This window comes from Methanosarcina baltica, from assembly GCF_055394095.1.
Genome location: NZ_AP042463.1, coordinates 3,423,037 through 3,438,692, shown reverse-complemented (window position 1 = coordinate 3,438,692; position 15,656 = coordinate 3,423,037). Strand labels below are relative to the sequence as shown.

The 15,656-nt window shown below is 42.5% G+C and carries 10 protein-coding genes and 1 pseudogene; 2 read left to right on the top strand and 9 right to left on the bottom strand.

Features of this window, described 5'->3' with window-relative positions:
• The first annotated feature begins 1,444 nt into the window (after positions 1–1,444).
• The gene (locus ACZ5QV_RS14965) at positions 1,445–2,785 is read left to right on the top strand and encodes a hypothetical protein (protein WP_464600556.1); all 1,341 of its coding nucleotides are present in this window, start codon (positions 1,445–1,447) and stop codon (positions 2,783–2,785) included.
• A gap of 944 nt (positions 2,786–3,729) precedes the next feature.
• On the opposite strand, the pseudogene hcp reads toward ACZ5QV_RS14965, so the two are convergent.
• The 8 genes and pseudogenes from hcp to ACZ5QV_RS14925 all read right to left on the bottom strand — a co-directional run.
• Positions 3,730–5,346 (bottom strand): annotated as a pseudogene (gene hcp / locus ACZ5QV_RS14960) (hydroxylamine reductase); the annotation flags it as partial.
• Positions 5,347–6,223: 877 nt separating this feature from the next.
• Positions 6,224–7,039: an IS5 family transposase gene (locus ACZ5QV_RS14955; RefSeq protein WP_464599682.1), complete on the bottom strand. Its 816-nt coding sequence runs from the start codon at positions 7,037–7,039 to the stop codon at positions 6,224–6,226.
• A gap of 234 nt (positions 7,040–7,273) precedes the next feature.
• Positions 7,274–9,217 (bottom strand): histidine kinase dimerization/phosphoacceptor domain -containing protein, encoded by a 1,944-nt coding sequence (locus ACZ5QV_RS14950; RefSeq protein WP_464600555.1) that lies wholly within the window; start codon positions 9,215–9,217, stop codon positions 7,274–7,276.
• Between the two features lie 496 nt (positions 9,218–9,713).
• On the bottom strand, positions 9,714–10,046 hold the full coding sequence (locus ACZ5QV_RS14945) for a DUF1638 domain-containing protein (protein ID WP_464600554.1): 333 nt from the start codon (positions 10,044–10,046) through the stop codon (positions 9,714–9,716).
• Entirely contained in the window at positions 9,982–11,283 is a 1,302-nt protein-coding gene (gene iscB, locus ACZ5QV_RS14940) for an RNA-guided endonuclease IscB (RefSeq protein WP_464600553.1), read from the bottom strand. Before iscB ends, ACZ5QV_RS14945 begins: the two co-directional genes overlap by 65 nt.
• 368 nt (positions 11,284–11,651) lie before the next feature.
• Positions 11,652–11,807, bottom strand: a complete 156-nt coding sequence (locus ACZ5QV_RS14935; protein ID WP_464600552.1) for a hypothetical protein — start codon at positions 11,805–11,807, stop codon at positions 11,652–11,654.
• A complete protein-coding gene (locus ACZ5QV_RS14930; protein WP_464600551.1) occupies positions 11,789–12,277 on the bottom strand; it encodes a DUF1638 domain-containing protein in 489 nt (162 codons plus the stop codon). The genes ACZ5QV_RS14935 and ACZ5QV_RS14930 overlap by 19 nt, the downstream gene beginning before the upstream one ends.
• Positions 12,278–12,822: 545 nt before the next feature.
• The gene (locus ACZ5QV_RS14925; RefSeq protein WP_464600550.1) at positions 12,823–13,023 is read right to left on the bottom strand and encodes a hypothetical protein; all 201 of its coding nucleotides are present in this window, start codon (positions 13,021–13,023) and stop codon (positions 12,823–12,825) included.
• A 185-nt stretch (positions 13,024–13,208) separates the two neighbouring features.
• Between ACZ5QV_RS14925 and ACZ5QV_RS14920 the strand changes: the two genes are divergently transcribed.
• Positions 13,209–13,985, top strand: coding sequence for a winged helix-turn-helix domain-containing protein (locus ACZ5QV_RS14920; protein ID WP_464600549.1), 777 nt, complete (start codon positions 13,209–13,211; stop codon positions 13,983–13,985).
• A gap of 72 nt (positions 13,986–14,057) precedes the next feature.
• On the opposite strand, the gene ACZ5QV_RS14915 is transcribed toward ACZ5QV_RS14920, so the two are convergent.
• The gene (locus ACZ5QV_RS14915) at positions 14,058–15,161 is read right to left on the bottom strand and encodes a uroporphyrinogen decarboxylase family protein (protein ID WP_464600548.1); all 1,104 of its coding nucleotides are present in this window, start codon (positions 15,159–15,161) and stop codon (positions 14,058–14,060) included.
• Between the last annotated feature and the right edge of the window lie 495 nt (positions 15,162–15,656).

Sequence of the window (15,656 nt, the reverse complement as noted above, 5' to 3'; positions counted from 1 at the left end):
GCTATACGTATAGACTATTTGCACCAACCATACATAGAGGCACATATGCATTTGCAGGGGATAACACGCCCTTTATTCTTATATATTATATGAATAACTAGTCAAATATTCTCCCTGAATCTTTCACCGTATTTCCTTCTATGTTTTTCCTACTTCATGGGGGGCCGCTATCGATGGAAAAGGCCGTATTCCTATATGATCTAGAATAATCGAGTTAACCCGAGCATAGGTCAACGGTAAAAAGAAACGAGATTGGAAATCCATTCTAGATGATATAGGAATGAATTTTGTAATCGGAGTTATTTTTAAAAAATAATTAGGCCACTGCATGAAAAAAGGTTAGTTTCACCCATATATGAGCATTAGTAATTATTCTTGCTGCAAATTATTATAAATTGCCATGTTCAGTAAGCCAGCATTAAATTTATAGGGCCGACCGGAAAAATGGAAAATAAAATGGAACATGTTCCAAAAAACTAAACTATGTTAAAAAGACCCGGTAAACTTTGTAGCTGCACAACAGAAAAACGGGGCCGAATTTTCTATAAGCTTTTTGATGAAATGTCCACAGGATTTGACCTGGTTAATATCTTATGCCTGACGAAGTTAATCAAAATTCGTTTAGGTAGAGAAACTTCTGGCCCGGGGATCGTATTAATATATAGTTACATAAATTAAATGGTGCCAAACAGGAATACTTCCCGTAAAATTTGATACTTGGTAACACAAATGAATATACATGTATGTTATTTTTAGACTATATTTATATAAATGATCCCAGATCAATTAGTCTATACCTTCTAAACTGAAAGGGGGTATAAACACATATTAAGAATATTTAATCAAGTGTCATTTTTTAGAGTGAAAATGCATTTTAAATACTTAATTATGGCTATAAATAATCCAGTATGGCTTTTTTTTACCAGTGCCATGGTCTTTTCGGAAGGCCAAAAATTCGCTAATCAGACTTAAAACTCAGGCCGGGTCTTCCAGTTGATCCGATAATTTATTAAACAAAGAATGGAACAATGGGCAACGCCGTTTATATTAGGGTAACTTTATTTTGTTACATGTGCTATCGGGTTCACATATTCTCCGAAAAGGTCAGAAGAAAAAAGGCATGCTGGTTTCGAGAATGACCATTTTTTAAAAATGGGGGTTATTGGATTTTAACCAAAACATAAGTAGTCGGTGTCTATAGATTATTCTATACTGTAATACAACTTCTTTTAAAGTATTTTTGAAAATTGAGGCAGGTCCACTTATCAAAATGAAAAATTATTGAGTGACCTTTACGACCGGTGGTAAACGTGACTATTCAAACCACGAACATAGCAGATAAAGTGATATGTCCATTTGTTGATCGAAAGAGTTTATTAAAGTCTTTCAGGAATCCATTGAAACTCTTAGAAAAAAAAAGTACAGCGTTCTGGTATACTATGGCGTGGGAGGAATTGGAAAAACCAGTCGAAGAAAAGAGTTACCAAAAATAATTGAAGAGCATAATGAATCCCAGAGAAAAATAGAGCTCTGGGGATCAATGGATTTTGTAGAAAAAACACATCAGAATCCTTACAAATTTCTTGAAGTTCTGGCCACCCATTTTCACTCCAAATATGGCTTGAAGTTTTACTCTTTTGAAATAGCACGAGCTATTAATTTAAAGAGAATTGACCCCCGTGCACCTCTTAACAGAGGTGATTTCTTCGGTGACGGAATAATCGTTGATTTTCTCAATGCCGGCATCGGGGAGTTTGACCCGATAAGTCTGGGACAAAAACTCCTGAAGCTTGTCAATAAATTTCCTGTCCTTTATCAAATCTGGTCCCTGCAAAGAAGAGAGGATATCGCAAAGTTGCCTGCTATGGAAGCCTCTGAAATAGAGAAGTTACTCCCCGTTTACTGGGCAAACGATCTTTGTGACCATCTGAATCACACTTCGAAAAAGGCTGTTCTTTTCATGGATACTTATGAAGCTCTGTGGAACAACGAAAAACACGAACGGAGCTTCAATGAGAAAGATGAATGGATCAGAACCCTTGTGGCAAACCTGTCTGAACGTGTTTTATGCGTGATATGTGGTAAAGACCTGCTCCGGTGGAAAGAAGAAGACCCGGATTGGGTAAACTATCTTGACCAGCGTGAGATCGGAGACCTGCCTGAAGAAGATGCCATTGATCTGTTAAATCAGTGTGGTGTTGTGGAGGAAAATATACGGGAAGTAATAGTCAAAGGCAGTAAAGGAGTTCCCTTCTATCTAGAACTCTCGGTTGACACACATAGAAAAGTAAAAAGGAATGGAGCCCCGACTCCCGAAGACTTTGCCCCAATCCGGAGCGAAATTCCTACCAGGTTCATAAACTACCTGGAGGACAGGGAAAAGTCTATCATAATGGCTCTTGCTGTTCCTAATTTCTGGGAATGGAATATTTTGGAAGCGCTGATCAATGATCCATTCTATGATCCTTCAAATCTTCTTAGATTCTCCTTTATGCACACGGACGATCAGGGAAAATGGAGAATTCATCAACTGATGAGGGAGAGTCTAATCGAACACCCGGACCAAAGGCAGATCAAAAAAATTAACGAATTCTTTTTCAAATACTATGATGGAAAACTGGAAGACATAGAAAACAGAAAGATAAGCGAAGAACATCAGATTGCCTTTTCAGAAGCCTTTTACCACGGAAAAATAGCATGTGATATCAAGAAATACTCAGACTATCAACGGCGGTTTACTTTTCCCCACTTAGGGCGGTTTAAAATTCCCCATCTTTTAATATAAAGTTTACTCAATTTTTCAAGAATTTTTGTAAAATTAGGTGTATGGAATTACAGTTTTTATGCCCTGTTTCTTCCTTTCTTTCTTTCAGCCTGTAGCATACATTTCGACCCCCACCAAAAAAAGCTACTTAATTTTTTTATTCATACAGTTTATTGTTCATTTTGCCCTATTTCCTAATTAATAATTCAAACTTCCATGACATATCACTGAAAAACAGGCTAACTTCGTGGTATTTTTTGTGAAGTTCGCAAGGAATTTTTGGAGAATTATGGGATTCAGCCAAAATCATCGAGTTTTTTGAGCTTGTGTCCACATTAGATTCACTAAATATGCACAGTTGCTTCAAAAATCACCTTATTTTTGAAAGGGGGGTCGAAATGTAAACTAGCTTTCTCCTTTGATGTTAATGGTAGTCCAATGTTATATGGTTGATGTTTTTATTATCAAATACCCAATATGTCTTTTGCTTGTGTTTTAGGACTCCGGGTGCAGGTTGATTCCGGCCACAGCAAAAAATGGAAAAAGGGAGCTTAAGGCTCTATTCTGATTATTTAAAATAATATCAACCGAATACAAATGGACCACTAAATGTAATTTATCGCTAAAACACATTGAAATTTGATCATAAAAACATCAACCAATAAACAATGGAATATCAAAAAAAGGAGAAAGAGACAAAAAGGACTCTGGATAGCCCCTCACTTAAAGAACTTGTTCAGAATCGGTATGCTGGCAAGCCATGACTTTTTGGCCTTTAGCTCTGGTTTTTCCACAGGTTTCTGTGGGGGTCTAGCCTTTTCCACAGGCTTTTTCGGAATCTTTCTTGATGAAGTTCCCGGTTTCCCCGTAGTTTTTCCCACCGTTTTCTTCGGTCCGTTCTGAGGCTTCGGTTTTTCCACAGGCTTTTCATTAGGGCCTTCTTCCTTCTTCTCTGTGACCATGGGAAGCAGAACCCGGAGGTCTTCCTCAACGGTCGCGTTTGGCCTGATATTGAATTTTTCGACCAGGACATTGAGGACATTTGGAGAAACAAAGGCCGGAAGAGTCGGGCCAAGGGTAATGTTTTTGACGCCGAGGTTCAAGAGGGCAAGCAGCACAAGCACGGCTTTTTGTTCGTACCAGGCAATATTGTAGGAAATTGGCAGGTCGTTTATATCCTCCAGACCAAAGGCTTCGGCAAGCTTCTGGGCAATCACCACAAGGGAATAACAGTCATTACACTGGCCTGCATCAAGCACTCTTGGGATGCCTCCAATGTCTCCAAGGTCCAGTTTGTTATAACGGAACTTGGCACAACCCGCGGTCAGGATGATCGTGTCTTTCGGGAGAGCCTTTGCGAAATCCGTATAATAAGCCCTTTCCTTATGCCGACCGTCACAACCTGCCATGACCAGAAACCTGCTGATCTGGCCTGCCTTTACGGCGTCTATAATTTTGTCGGCAACGGAGAGAGCCGCCGTATGTGCAAAGCCCCCCATGACGGTCCCGCTTTCAAGAGCTGCCGGAGGTTTGCAACTTCTGGCCTGTTTGATGAGAGGGGAAAAGTCTTTTGTGCCATCTTCTTTTGCGGAAATATGGGTGAGTCCCTCAAAGCCCACGACTCCTGTTGTATATATCCGGTTTCTGTAAGCCTCCTTTGGTGGAACTATACAGTTGGTCGTCATAAGGATTGGGCCGTTAAACTTCGTAAACTCCTCGTTCTGCTGCCACCAGGCGTTGCCGTAGTTTCCTGCGAAGTTATTGTATTTCTTAAAGGCCGGATAGGTGTTTGCGGGCAGCATCTCCCCGTGGGTGTAGACATCGATTCCGGAGTTTCCGGTCTGTTCAAGGAGCTGTTCGAGATCCCGGAGGTCGTGTCCGCTGATCAGAATTCCGGGCCTGTCTTTTACCCCGATGTTTATTGCAGTCGGCTCAGGGTCCCCGTAGGTGGTGGTGTTTGCTTTATCAAGCAGAGCCAGGACCGAGACTCCCACTCCTCCGCATTCCAGAACGAGAGGGATAAGGGCTTCGACTCCTATGCTGTCGTCCACTGTTGAAATCAGGGCTTTTTCTATAAATTCAAAGGTGGCATCGTCCCTGTATCCAAGGATATCAGCGTGGTGGGCATATGCAGCCAGGCCTTTCAGGCCGTAGATCAAAAGTTCCCGGAGGGAGCGGACATCCTCGTCTTTGATTGTAAGGTAGCCGACATCCAGGCCTTCGAGACTTCCAGGGGTAACGGTCGCAATGGAAAACAGGGGGCCATCGGCAGGAGTCCCTTCGGGGGGAAGTTTTCCTTTTATTTCATCCCGCAGCTTGAAACCTTTGTTAAGGAGCTTTTCAATCTCCTGTCCGTCAAAATTGGTGTTTGTGAGGGTGGCAAACAGGCATTCAATAATGAACCTGTCTGTGTCTTCTTCATTGAGGCCTTTGACCCTTGCTTTTGAGTTGTATAAAGCGACACTTTTGAGGACATAGAGCAACCTGTCCTGGAGATCTGCAACTTCTCCTTTTTTACCGCATACTCCGTTTTTCGTACAGCCTTTTCCATTAAGTGCTTCCTCACATTGGTTACAGAACATTTTTCCGCCTATTTCCTGTTTTTCTGCTTATATTCATTCTCGTAATAATGGTATATTTTAGATATTAGTACCATTAATAAACTAATCTTAATATGACACCCGTTTATATATAGAAAACAGTTTCGAATCAGATACCTGAAAAAAGTTCACTGGTAGGAGCTGGAGAAACTCAACTTTTTTTTGAGAAGATACCAATCACTGTTTTTAACCTGGCAGAAAAGCTCAGAACTCCAGAATCCCCTCGATTTGCAGGAATTTTCTGCTTTTTCGGTTTTTCCATATTTTCTTGCTCAATTCTGTGTTTTTTGCACGGGCCGTTTTTCGTACAGCCTTTTCCACTCAGGACTTCAGGACACTGGTCACAATACATTTTTTCTACCTATGGGCTTGTTATTTTTGGGGGGTTTCAGCACTTTTAAAGAGTTGTTATGTTTTGATTAGTACCATATTAATACCAATATCTTTTAGATACTGCATTCTAGTGTTACCAATGCATATATAACAGACAGTTTCAAAACCAATACCTGAAAACAATAAAAAACAGGTCAACTACCTCCCCACCTGCCAGCTTTCGGCTGGTGAGGATCAGAAATGCGCGCTGTCCGAAAAGTTCGGGCTGGAGGGGACTTATTTTTGCAAATGAGTGAACTACCCCCACCTGTCAGCCTTCGGCTGTCATGTTAAACCATAGGTTTAACAGGAGTTTCTAATCTTTGATTAGAAACATCGAGGAAGGAGTCTTCTGCTGTCTAAGAGCGTGTCTTAAAATTCAATTTGATTATACAATTGGGATAGTACTCACGTATTTGGACCAAAAAACGGTAACATTAAACCGTCAAATGTCTAAAGTCTAAGAGGCTGTCTAAATATTCACATTTCAGTTTTCTAAATGTTCTATCTTAGCCAGTCGTTTGCTCATTACACGGATCATAGCAGCATAGATGAAGGCTTGACTGGACTCTGTCAATCCTTCATAATCTTTGCTCAAACGCCGATATCGACCCAGCCATCCAAATGTACGTTCTACTACCCATCTGCGAGGAAGTACTTGAAAACCTTTGACATCATCCTTACGCCTTATGATTTCCAAAACCCAACTGCACGTAATATTGACCCAATCAATCAGTTTACCAGCATAAGCAGCATCAGCCCAAATAAGCTGCAATCGAGAGAATGTCCCATTAACTCGTTCCAGAACAAGTTTAGCTCCATCTCGATCCTGAATATTCGCTGCATGAACTACAACCGTCAATAGTAACCCTGTTGTATCCACCAGAATGTGGCGTTTTCGCCCTTTGACTTTCTTGCCAGCATCATAGCCGCGCACTCCAGGTGTTTCTGTGGTTTTGACTGATTGACTATCTATAATCGCTGCACTTGGTTCTGGTTCTCTGCCATTTGCAACTCTCAGTTTAGTTCTCAGCGCAGCATTTATGCGCTCCCAAATTCCTTTGATCCTCCAAAGACGGAAATAGTGGTAAACAGTTTTCCACGGTGGAAACTCGTGTGGTAACATTCTCCATGCACAACCAGAACGTAGCAAATAGAATATGGCATTCAATATTTTCCGATAAGAATGAACACGCTTTCGACCTCGATTATTTCTGGAATTTGGGATATGCGGCTTAAGTAGTTCCCATTCTTCATCAGATAAATCACTCGGGTAAGGCAGTCTTTCATTTTGTTCTGGCATCAACAAATGATTTGGGTGCAAGTATTATTTAATTATATTACACCCACTCAATTTTAATTATGATGTCCAATGAATTTGATTTTAAACATCGAGTAGATAAGTATGACTAAATTAATTTGCTGTGTTAGCTGAAGATCAACAATGCCTATTACCCAAATGTAGAAATGGTTTGAATATTCAGACAGCCTCTAAGAGAAATATTAAATTTTTTTGAGGATTCTCCATTCCTCTTCCTCACTCCATTCCCTCAAAACTTATTGTAAATTTTGATCCTTCCCCATTTTCAAGCTCGATGCTGCCCTCAATTTGCTCTACAAGGGTTGTTACAAGCTGAAAGCCAAGCGAGGAAGTATTTCTGAAATCGACGGTTTTCGGCAGGCCCTTTCCATTATCTGAGACAATTAATATAATCCGGGGTTTTTCGGCATTCTCTTCCCGGCAGAGTTTGATTTGAATTTCCCCATTTTTCCCGTCCGGAAAAGCGTGTTTTAAGGAATTGGAGATAAGTTCATTGACAATAATCCCGAGTGGGATTGCAGTGTCCATGTCAAGAAATATGTTTTCGAGCTCCAGTTTTAAGTGGATGGCATCTCCTCCCACTTTATAGGACCTGAGAAGATCCGTTGCCAGTCTCCGGAGGTAGGACGTAAAATCAAGCGATTCCGAATCTCCTGTTTTATAAAGTTCCTCATGGATTAAAGACATTGATATGACGCGGTTCTGGCTTTCTTCAAAAGCTTCGATGACTTTCTCATCGCTGAACTGCTCGGCCTGGAGGCTGAGGAGGGACGAGATTACCTGGAGGTTGTTTTTAATCCTGTGATGAATTTCCTTTTTGCGGAGATTTTCAGCGTCCTGAAGGGCTTTTTCTGCCTTTTTTCGCTCCGTAATATCAAGCAATATACCCACAATTCCGATTACTTTTCCGGAAACATTACTGTACCTGGCCTTATGTACAAGAAAGTCCCTTACCCTGCCATCCTCTGCACACCTTATCCGTACTTCATGGGGCTGGCTTATTCCTTCTTCAAGAAGCAGTCTGTCATAATGTTCGGAGATTCGAACCATTTCCTCTGAAAACTCTTCCTTAAAATCATACAGAGACTTTCCTATGATTTCCGCTTTGCTGTGGCCCAGAATAAAACCCGCAAACATCTCATTGCAGGTCTGGTAAACATGGTCCAGGTTCCTGTAAAACACGGGAGAAGGTATCGTATCAAGAAAAGTCTCGAGGAAATTTACATTGTTTTGGAGCTCTTTTTCCACCTGTTTACGCCCGGCAACTTCCAGAGAGAGCTGTTCATTCGTTTTCATAAGTTCGGAGGTCCTTGCTTCAACAAGTTCCTCGAGGTGTCCCCTGTACTGCTCCAGTTTTTCTTCCGTTTGTCGGTGTTCGATTACACCCGCAAGCAGAAAAGCAACCGAACTGAGGAAATAGGCATCCTCCCCGAAAAACTTCCTTTTTTTCGTGCTGTGGGCCCCCAGCACTCCATAGGGCTTTTCCACGTTGCCTATGATAACGCTCATCCCGCTGACCACGTCGTGTTCTATCAGGACGGGAGGAGCCCTGAAACGTGTTTCTTCCTTAAAATCTTCAACGAGCACGGAAGAACTTGAAAGCAGAGTGTATCCAGCCTGAGATTCATTATTACCTTCAACTACATATTTTCCCACATACCCGGGTTTCCAGCCCACACCGGCTCTGAGCAGGAAATTTCCATCTGGCAGGAGTTCCAGGATCTTACAGTATTCGAGTTCAAGGGTCTGAACGACCAGTCTTACGCTTTTGTCCATAAAGGCCTGGAGGTTTTCGTAGGTAAGAGCTATTATCCCTATTTTATGGAGCACATCATACTGTTTTTCTTTTTTCCGGAGTTTTTCTTCAAGCTTTTTCTGGCCGCTTATGTCAAACCCATAAATGTTTACGTACCCTTCTTTGAGCAAGGGATGAAACGAAACCAGATATATCCTATCTTCCACTTTGATTTCCAGCTTTTCCGGCATGTTCCGGAAAAATACCTTTTGCACAAAGTTTCCTAAAGATAAGGGCAGGTATTCTCCTATTTCCACACCCCATTCCCGCAGTAAAGGCTTTCCTGCCCTGTTCGAATAAAAAACCTTTCCATCTTTCCCCACACGGAAGACGGGATTCGGGTTATTTGATGGAAATTGTTCCATTTTTATTCCCTGTTTTTCGATTTCCAGGTTGCTTGCTTCCTTAATTCCTTCAACCCCTGAAATGATTTTGTCCCCAAAAACTGATAAAGTCTCAAAAAAAAGAGGATTTTGGTGTCCCTGAACCCGGCAGTTTCCTTTAACCAGGGGAGGGTTCTCCTGGTCTGCGGTAATAAATGATAATTATTATAATATTATCTGCTTCTTTATTATGGTTACTGTTATATATCTTTTTACGATAGGGCATATTTAGGGAGAATGTGGGAATGTTAGCCTTCCTTACAGGAACACAGCAGAAAGCCCCAGGGCTTTAGAAGCTGTCCGACAATTCAATTTCAAGGCAAAAACAGGAAAAATCAGGTATATAAAGCCTTTAAATCAAAAAAGAAGGGATTCGGGTATTAATGACAATAATTGTCGGACATCCGTTGCGATGTCACCGCAACTCCCAGGAAATCTTTGATTTCCTGTGATCCCGAAGCAAAACTCGGGTGGAAGATCATTCCAGAGCGTGCTGGATAACCCCATTTTTCGCGGCCCTGTAAGACTTCACCGCAAGTTCCGCACTTCCCTTGATTTCCATAATTTCCATATCGAAGTTGCGGGCAAAATCCCGGATGTTTTTATGGAAATCAGGGTCATATGAAAGGCCGGTATCGAGTTTTACGACTCTTGAGTATCTCGGGTCTTTCAGGAAATTCTCGCCGAAGGTCCGGGATTTCTTCCTTTCTTTTTCTCTCTCTTTCCAGGTCGAGGCCCACAAAAATTCAGGCAGGGAGCCCGGTTGCTTTAGCGCCGGGAGGAATGCCGCACTTCTCTGTCGAATATTCATAACCATCTGTCCTCTGTAATACTTTGAAGTATTTTTTATTAATAGAGATCCTTTTCCCCTCTTTGTTTTTGATGTCGAAACTACCCGATTTTCTACAAGCAACGGAACCAAACCATGTCCCTTTGTACTTGCCTTTGGGTACAACCGCCTTGACTGTATCGCCAGTTTGAAAACCAAAAAAGGTTTTTTGCCTGGGAAGGTATGAACGAGGAAAGCCGTACTTATCGAGATTTGTTCTTTTATATTGCCCTCTTCCTTTTGCTTTGATATGCAGGACGTTGTTTGTTGCAAAATTGATTTTTTCTGGAGTGGATTCTCCTACACAAATAGCATCGAAATGATGATCTTTTGGCAGCTCTGCCCTGATTCGGTTCATTTTTGTCCATGCACCCGTGCCGCATTCTACCGGAAGGCCTGTTTTAGTCAATGCCTCGAAAACTTTCCATCTGGTAGCTGTTACAATCGCAGCATCTTTAAGCGGCTTTTTAACCAGATTATATACTTCTGGATGTCCAAACTCTTCTGCAGTTTGACTTCCTTTTTTCTGGTTGCATTCTCTACAAGCCAATGTTAAATTGGAGACTCTGTTTGAGCCTCCTCTGATTTTAGGAATAATGTGTTCAATCTCCAACGGAACGTTTTCAGCTCCGCAGTACACACATTTTCTACCACATTTTTCAAGCAGGTATTCCCGGACCTCATAACCTTGCAGCTCTCCCTGCTGATACTCAATTCCACTTATCTCAGGGTTTTGCATGAGTTGAGTATCAAACTTGCAGTTTTCATAGGAAATATGTGTCAGTGGGCATAGTTTCCTGAGCCTATCTGCCCAATTTCCTATGTTATCTACACGGCTTTGCAGGGATGGAGGCAGCCAGCCTTCCCGCCTTTTCCGGTTCAGAAACCTCGGTTTTCTGTATCTGGTTTTGCGGTTTCTTCGGGTTCTCCTCATTGCTCTTCTGCTATCCATATTCTTTTTTATGCTTGTTTTGTGGTGCAACTGTGCAACCCAGACAACATTTGAACCTTTCAGAATAGCAAGACCCGTGTGACGGCTTCCGTAATCTATTTTCAGTCTAAAAGCCGAATTGTCCTTAGACTCTTTCAGCTCTTTGAGTCGAATTGTAAAGGGATATTTTTTGTGAATAACCGCTTTTCCCGCTTTAAGCAGTTTTCTTGCAACTGCTTCATGGCAGGGACTTAACGGCTCTTTGTTTTTGTTAAGTATAAAAATCATGCTGGATTTCTCCACTCTGCGCTGGAAACGAATTTCCATAGCAGGTAACGCAATTTTTGAAATTGTCTCCCCTCGCCAATGTTGGAAACGCTTGTCATGCGTAGCACACCGTCCCTACCTCTCAGGACTTTTAATACTACACGATAGAGCTGCAAACTGAGGAAGCATTCGCAGGTATCATGACATTTCCAACGTAGTCAATTAAGACTTAGGCTGGTCAACCAGGGCTTATACAAGCCCCACTGCTTTACAGGCTGTCCGATAATTACTGTCAGTAATAGCCGAATTTCTTCGTTTTTGATTTAAAGGCCTTATATACCTTTTTTTCACCTATTTTTGCCCTGAAATTGAATTGTCGGACAGCTTCTTTAGCGTGGGGTAGTTGACATGGGCGTGAAGTAGAGGGCGCCGGTTCCCCGGCAGGCATACATGGTTTCATCGTAGGCGGCGTTTCCTCCGAGGGTGGCACTTATGCAGTCTGCCACGATTTCTCCGTTTCCATCTTTCAGGCAGTAAAGGGGCACTCCAATCCCGAAAAATCCTCTTCCAGATTCTTCAGGGCTTCTCCGCAGCTGCAATAAAAGATGAGAATTCCATCCGAGAATGGGGCCATTTCTCGGATCTTCCCGTGGACTTCAGATTTAAGGAGGGCCAGATCGTCATGAAGCCCCAACTTAAGCAGGTTTACGACCACCGTTACCCTGTGGGCCGCTTTGAGCTTTCTCTTCTCTTGAATTTGCCTGAAAAAAGGAAGTGTTTGGAGGGGTTTTGTAATTTTTGTGAGGGCCGAGTCATGGCCGTTTCCCAGGAGAAGGAGGACCCTGTCCAGAGGCGCTGTTCGGGGGAGACAGTTTTCGGATTTGAGTTTCCGGAGCAGGCCGAAGCTGTCCCTGCCTTCCACCACAATCAACTGCTCCAGTTCCTCATCACTCGAAAGTATATGGGCAAGCTCATCCTCAAACATCCTGCAGGCGATAATACTCAGTACGGGCATATGAAAACCTCTTTCTGACTGTATTCTGACTGTTTTCCGGCTATTTTTCGATTTTAGATTCGATAGTTGACGCTTTTAGGAATGGTTAAAATATAACTCCAGAATTTATATCAGGAACTGCTCTCTCTATACTCATACATGTTGTGTTTTTGTTGGTAGAGATGTTTGGTGTGTGTGCACTCAAACCACGGAACACACGGAAAAAATGCAGAAAGACGATTTTAAGGTTGTTCTGGCATTTTTTTGTCCTCTTTCAAGAATTCAGGAACGTTTTTGAATCCGATTATATAAAGATCCAACTTACTCACCGGCCGAAGGCCGGTTTCCGTGTCTTTCCGTGTGTTCCGTGGTTGAACGTCCTCTTGCTAGTGATTATGGATCGAGAACTTCAAACGCGGCAGAAACTTACATTGATGGAACCCGGAAAAAAGGACGAAAAATGACAGACCGCAAAAAAGAAAGAACTAAAGGATGAAAGAAGAACAGAACCCCGAAGGGTTCCGCCGACCTTTTTGACGCTGATTATCCTGGCTCACCAGGCTTAATTATTCGCTCTGAAGCTTCTGGCCTGCGGCCTGAAGGGCTCCACCGAGTGTTTTTGCAAGCTCGCAGTTCTCGGAGCACTTGCACTGGCAATTGCAGTACTTGGGGACATTTTCTGCCATCCACTGACCGAGGAAACCGAAGGCTTTGAGTTCTTCTTTACTGGCATTCTGAACGTAGTTGTTTATGTCTTCTAACTCCATTAATTATCACCAGACAGTAAAAGGCAGTACATATTTATATACTTGAGCGTCATAATTCTATACAATGGGCCGGGCGGTGTAGAAAAATAACCTTATCAGAGCAGCTTTCAGGATCCGGTCCGGAATTCATTATCGTTTTTCTAATTAAAATTTTATAACTTTAAACGTAGATTGCGAGGAAAAATATGACCCATACGGCACAGGGGCTTCTGGAAACCCCTTACATCCAGGAACTGCATTCAATTAAAGAAGAAGTGTCTTCCCTGAGAAACGAGTTTTCCCGTTTTTTGCAGCGGGCCAACCAGCAGTACATTGACGTCATGCTTACGGAAATGAAGAAGAACTTCACGAAGCCAATGATCGATTACCTCTGCGAAGACGCAGGCGAAAAGATGCATGAGAACATGACCCTGCACTGCAAGATGAGGGAGCTCTGTGAGTCCGGATTCAAGGATTTTTTCCAGGAGACGGCCGGGCTTGTAGGTCGGGAAAAGGTGGATGAAGAGACCATACAAATATACAGGGGGAAGCTGAAAGACATGAAAGACCAGGCAAAAACCGAAAACTGCGGTAAATGTTTCTCGGAAGCCTCCAAAATGTTTGAGAAACAGATCAAACTCATGCGTTCCCTCCAGATTTATGAATCCGGGGAAGGAAAAGCCGGAGAGGTGGACATCAGTAAAATACAGCCCGATAAAATGGTCTCGGAGATCTGTGAACCAATCGCCAATAAACAGCGGCTTTTGATGCTGAAGGCCCTTTCCGGAGAGAGCAAAAGCTTTTCCGAACTCTCAAAAATCACAGGCCTCCGGGGAGGAAACCTGCTTTTCCACCTGCAAAAACTTGTGGATACCGGAATGGTCATGCAACGAAGCGAGCGTGGGGACTACATCCTCACCCGAAAAGGGTATTCCACCCTGCAGGGACTTTCACGGATCTATTCGGAAATTGGAGAAGTATAAGTCCCATCACAGGTGGGGGTAGTTCACTCCCCTCACCTTTTAATATAAAACCTTCACAAGGTTACAAGTTATTTACAATTCCAGGGGATACTTCCCGTATTTTATCGGAACTTCCATGAACGCCTTCATATTTTGCAGAGAACAATCAAGGGGAAGGTCGCATCCTGACCAGTAGATGTATCCTCCACCAGGAGCTGCATCTTTTATACACTGACGTCCTTCTTCCTCAATCTGTTCAGGCGTTCCCATGAAAAGGGTCTCTGCTGGATTGACATTTCCGGAAATGCAGACTTTATCGCCAATCTTCTCTTTAACCTCTTTCATACTAACTTTGTAGTCTAGGCTGAGGGCGCTTACACCTATTGAAGCCAGATCTTCTAGCCTATCAGCTGTATCTCCGCATATATGGTACAGGCAAGAATACTTATCCTTGTGGCTGGTAATCGCTTCACAGTACTTCTTTGCATAAGGCAGTGCAAATTCCCTGTAAAAGTCAGGGGGGATCAGGTCTCCGGATGCCGATGGGTCAGGGCAGAAAATCTGGTCTGCTCCGGCATCAAGCTGGACTTTTGCAACTTCTATAGATACATCCGTGCAAAAATCGATGAAATCCTTTGTATCGTCCGGTCTGTCGATCATGGCAAACATCAATTTTTCAATGCCTAGAACCAGCCCTGCTATCGTAAAAGGTCCGTTTGTGAGGCCATCTATAAAAGTATCATTTCCTCTTTTTTCATGCAGCCCCTTCTCCACCAGCCTGATTGTATCAAGCTGCTTAGAGATTGTAGGGTCTTTTTCAATGTCCGGAAATTCCAGGTTTTTCCAGTCTTCCACCCTATCAATTGCCGTTTTGGAAATTGCTGTCGTACTCCAGTAAGGCTGACTTGCTTCACATCCAAGGGCAATTGCCACAGGTTGATTGGACGAATAACACCAGACAAAGTCAGCATCAAAAAGTTCAGTTGCCTTGAAATGAGCTTCAGCCTGAATCTCCGGTGTGTTGAGGAATTTAGGCATACTGACATCTTTTTCTTTTTTGCCAATGCAGTTCAGGTTATTACCTGCTATATTTACTGCCCAGCTAAGTGTACAAAACGCCGGAACTCTATCTGGTTCCTTGAGGTCTATTGCTGCTCTGACCCTTTCTCCATGGCTCATCTCTTCTTTTGTGCTCATACATACCTCAATTTTTTTTTGCGAATTACTGGTAAGTCTTATTAGCCAGTTTTACGTTATTTCAACACACCTTCTGCAATCACATAAACTTCCACACTTACATGTATCTGTGAAGCCGGAAACCCGGGTATAGCTGCTGATCCACTTCAAAAAACCAGAATTTAGCTAATTTGTTCAGACTTTAGGACTTCGCAAATTTATTCAGATTTGTTTATTGTGCACCATTAAAACTCTTCAACTTCAATTCAATGAGGTGGAAGTGTCCCGAATTTTCTGCAAGCAAGGGGCCAAATTTCATAGATTCTTTAAATTTCACCGTTTTTTGGTCGTTTTACCATATTGGCCCTATCGAGAGCGAATCTGCCAGCCTGTAACAATGGGGTTTGTGACCTTGCAGAAATTGCGAGACATCATCTGGGATTTCACCCTGAAGATTCCATCCATGAAGCTCTTCGAGGAGCTACAAAATTAAAATACCAAATAAAATAATTTAAA

Coding starts and splice junctions, on each gene's coding strand:
- ACZ5QV_RS14955 (WP_464599682.1), bottom strand. CDS start 7,039: ATGCCAGAACAAAATGAAAGACTGCCTTACCCGAGTGATTTATCTGAT.
- ACZ5QV_RS14950 (WP_464600555.1), bottom strand. CDS start 9,217: ATGGAACAATTTCCATCAAATAACCCGAATCCCGTCTTCCGTGTGGGG.
- ACZ5QV_RS14945 (WP_464600554.1), bottom strand. CDS start 10,046: ATGAATATTCGACAGAGAAGTGCGGCATTCCTCCCGGCGCTAAAGCAA.
- iscB (WP_464600553.1), bottom strand. CDS start 11,283: ATGATTTTTATACTTAACAAAAACAAAGAGCCGTTAAGTCCCTGCCAT.
- ACZ5QV_RS14930 (WP_464600551.1), bottom strand. CDS start 12,277: ATGCCCGTACTGAGTATTATCGCCTGCAGGATGTTTGAGGATGAGCTT.
- ACZ5QV_RS14925 (WP_464600550.1), bottom strand. CDS start 13,023: ATGGAGTTAGAAGACATAAACAACTACGTTCAGAATGCCAGTAAAGAA.
- ACZ5QV_RS14920 (WP_464600549.1), top strand. CDS start 13,209: ATGACCCATACGGCACAGGGGCTTCTGGAAACCCCTTACATCCAGGAA.
- ACZ5QV_RS14915 (WP_464600548.1), bottom strand. CDS start 15,161: ATGAGCACAAAAGAAGAGATGAGCCATGGAGAAAGGGTCAGAGCAGCA.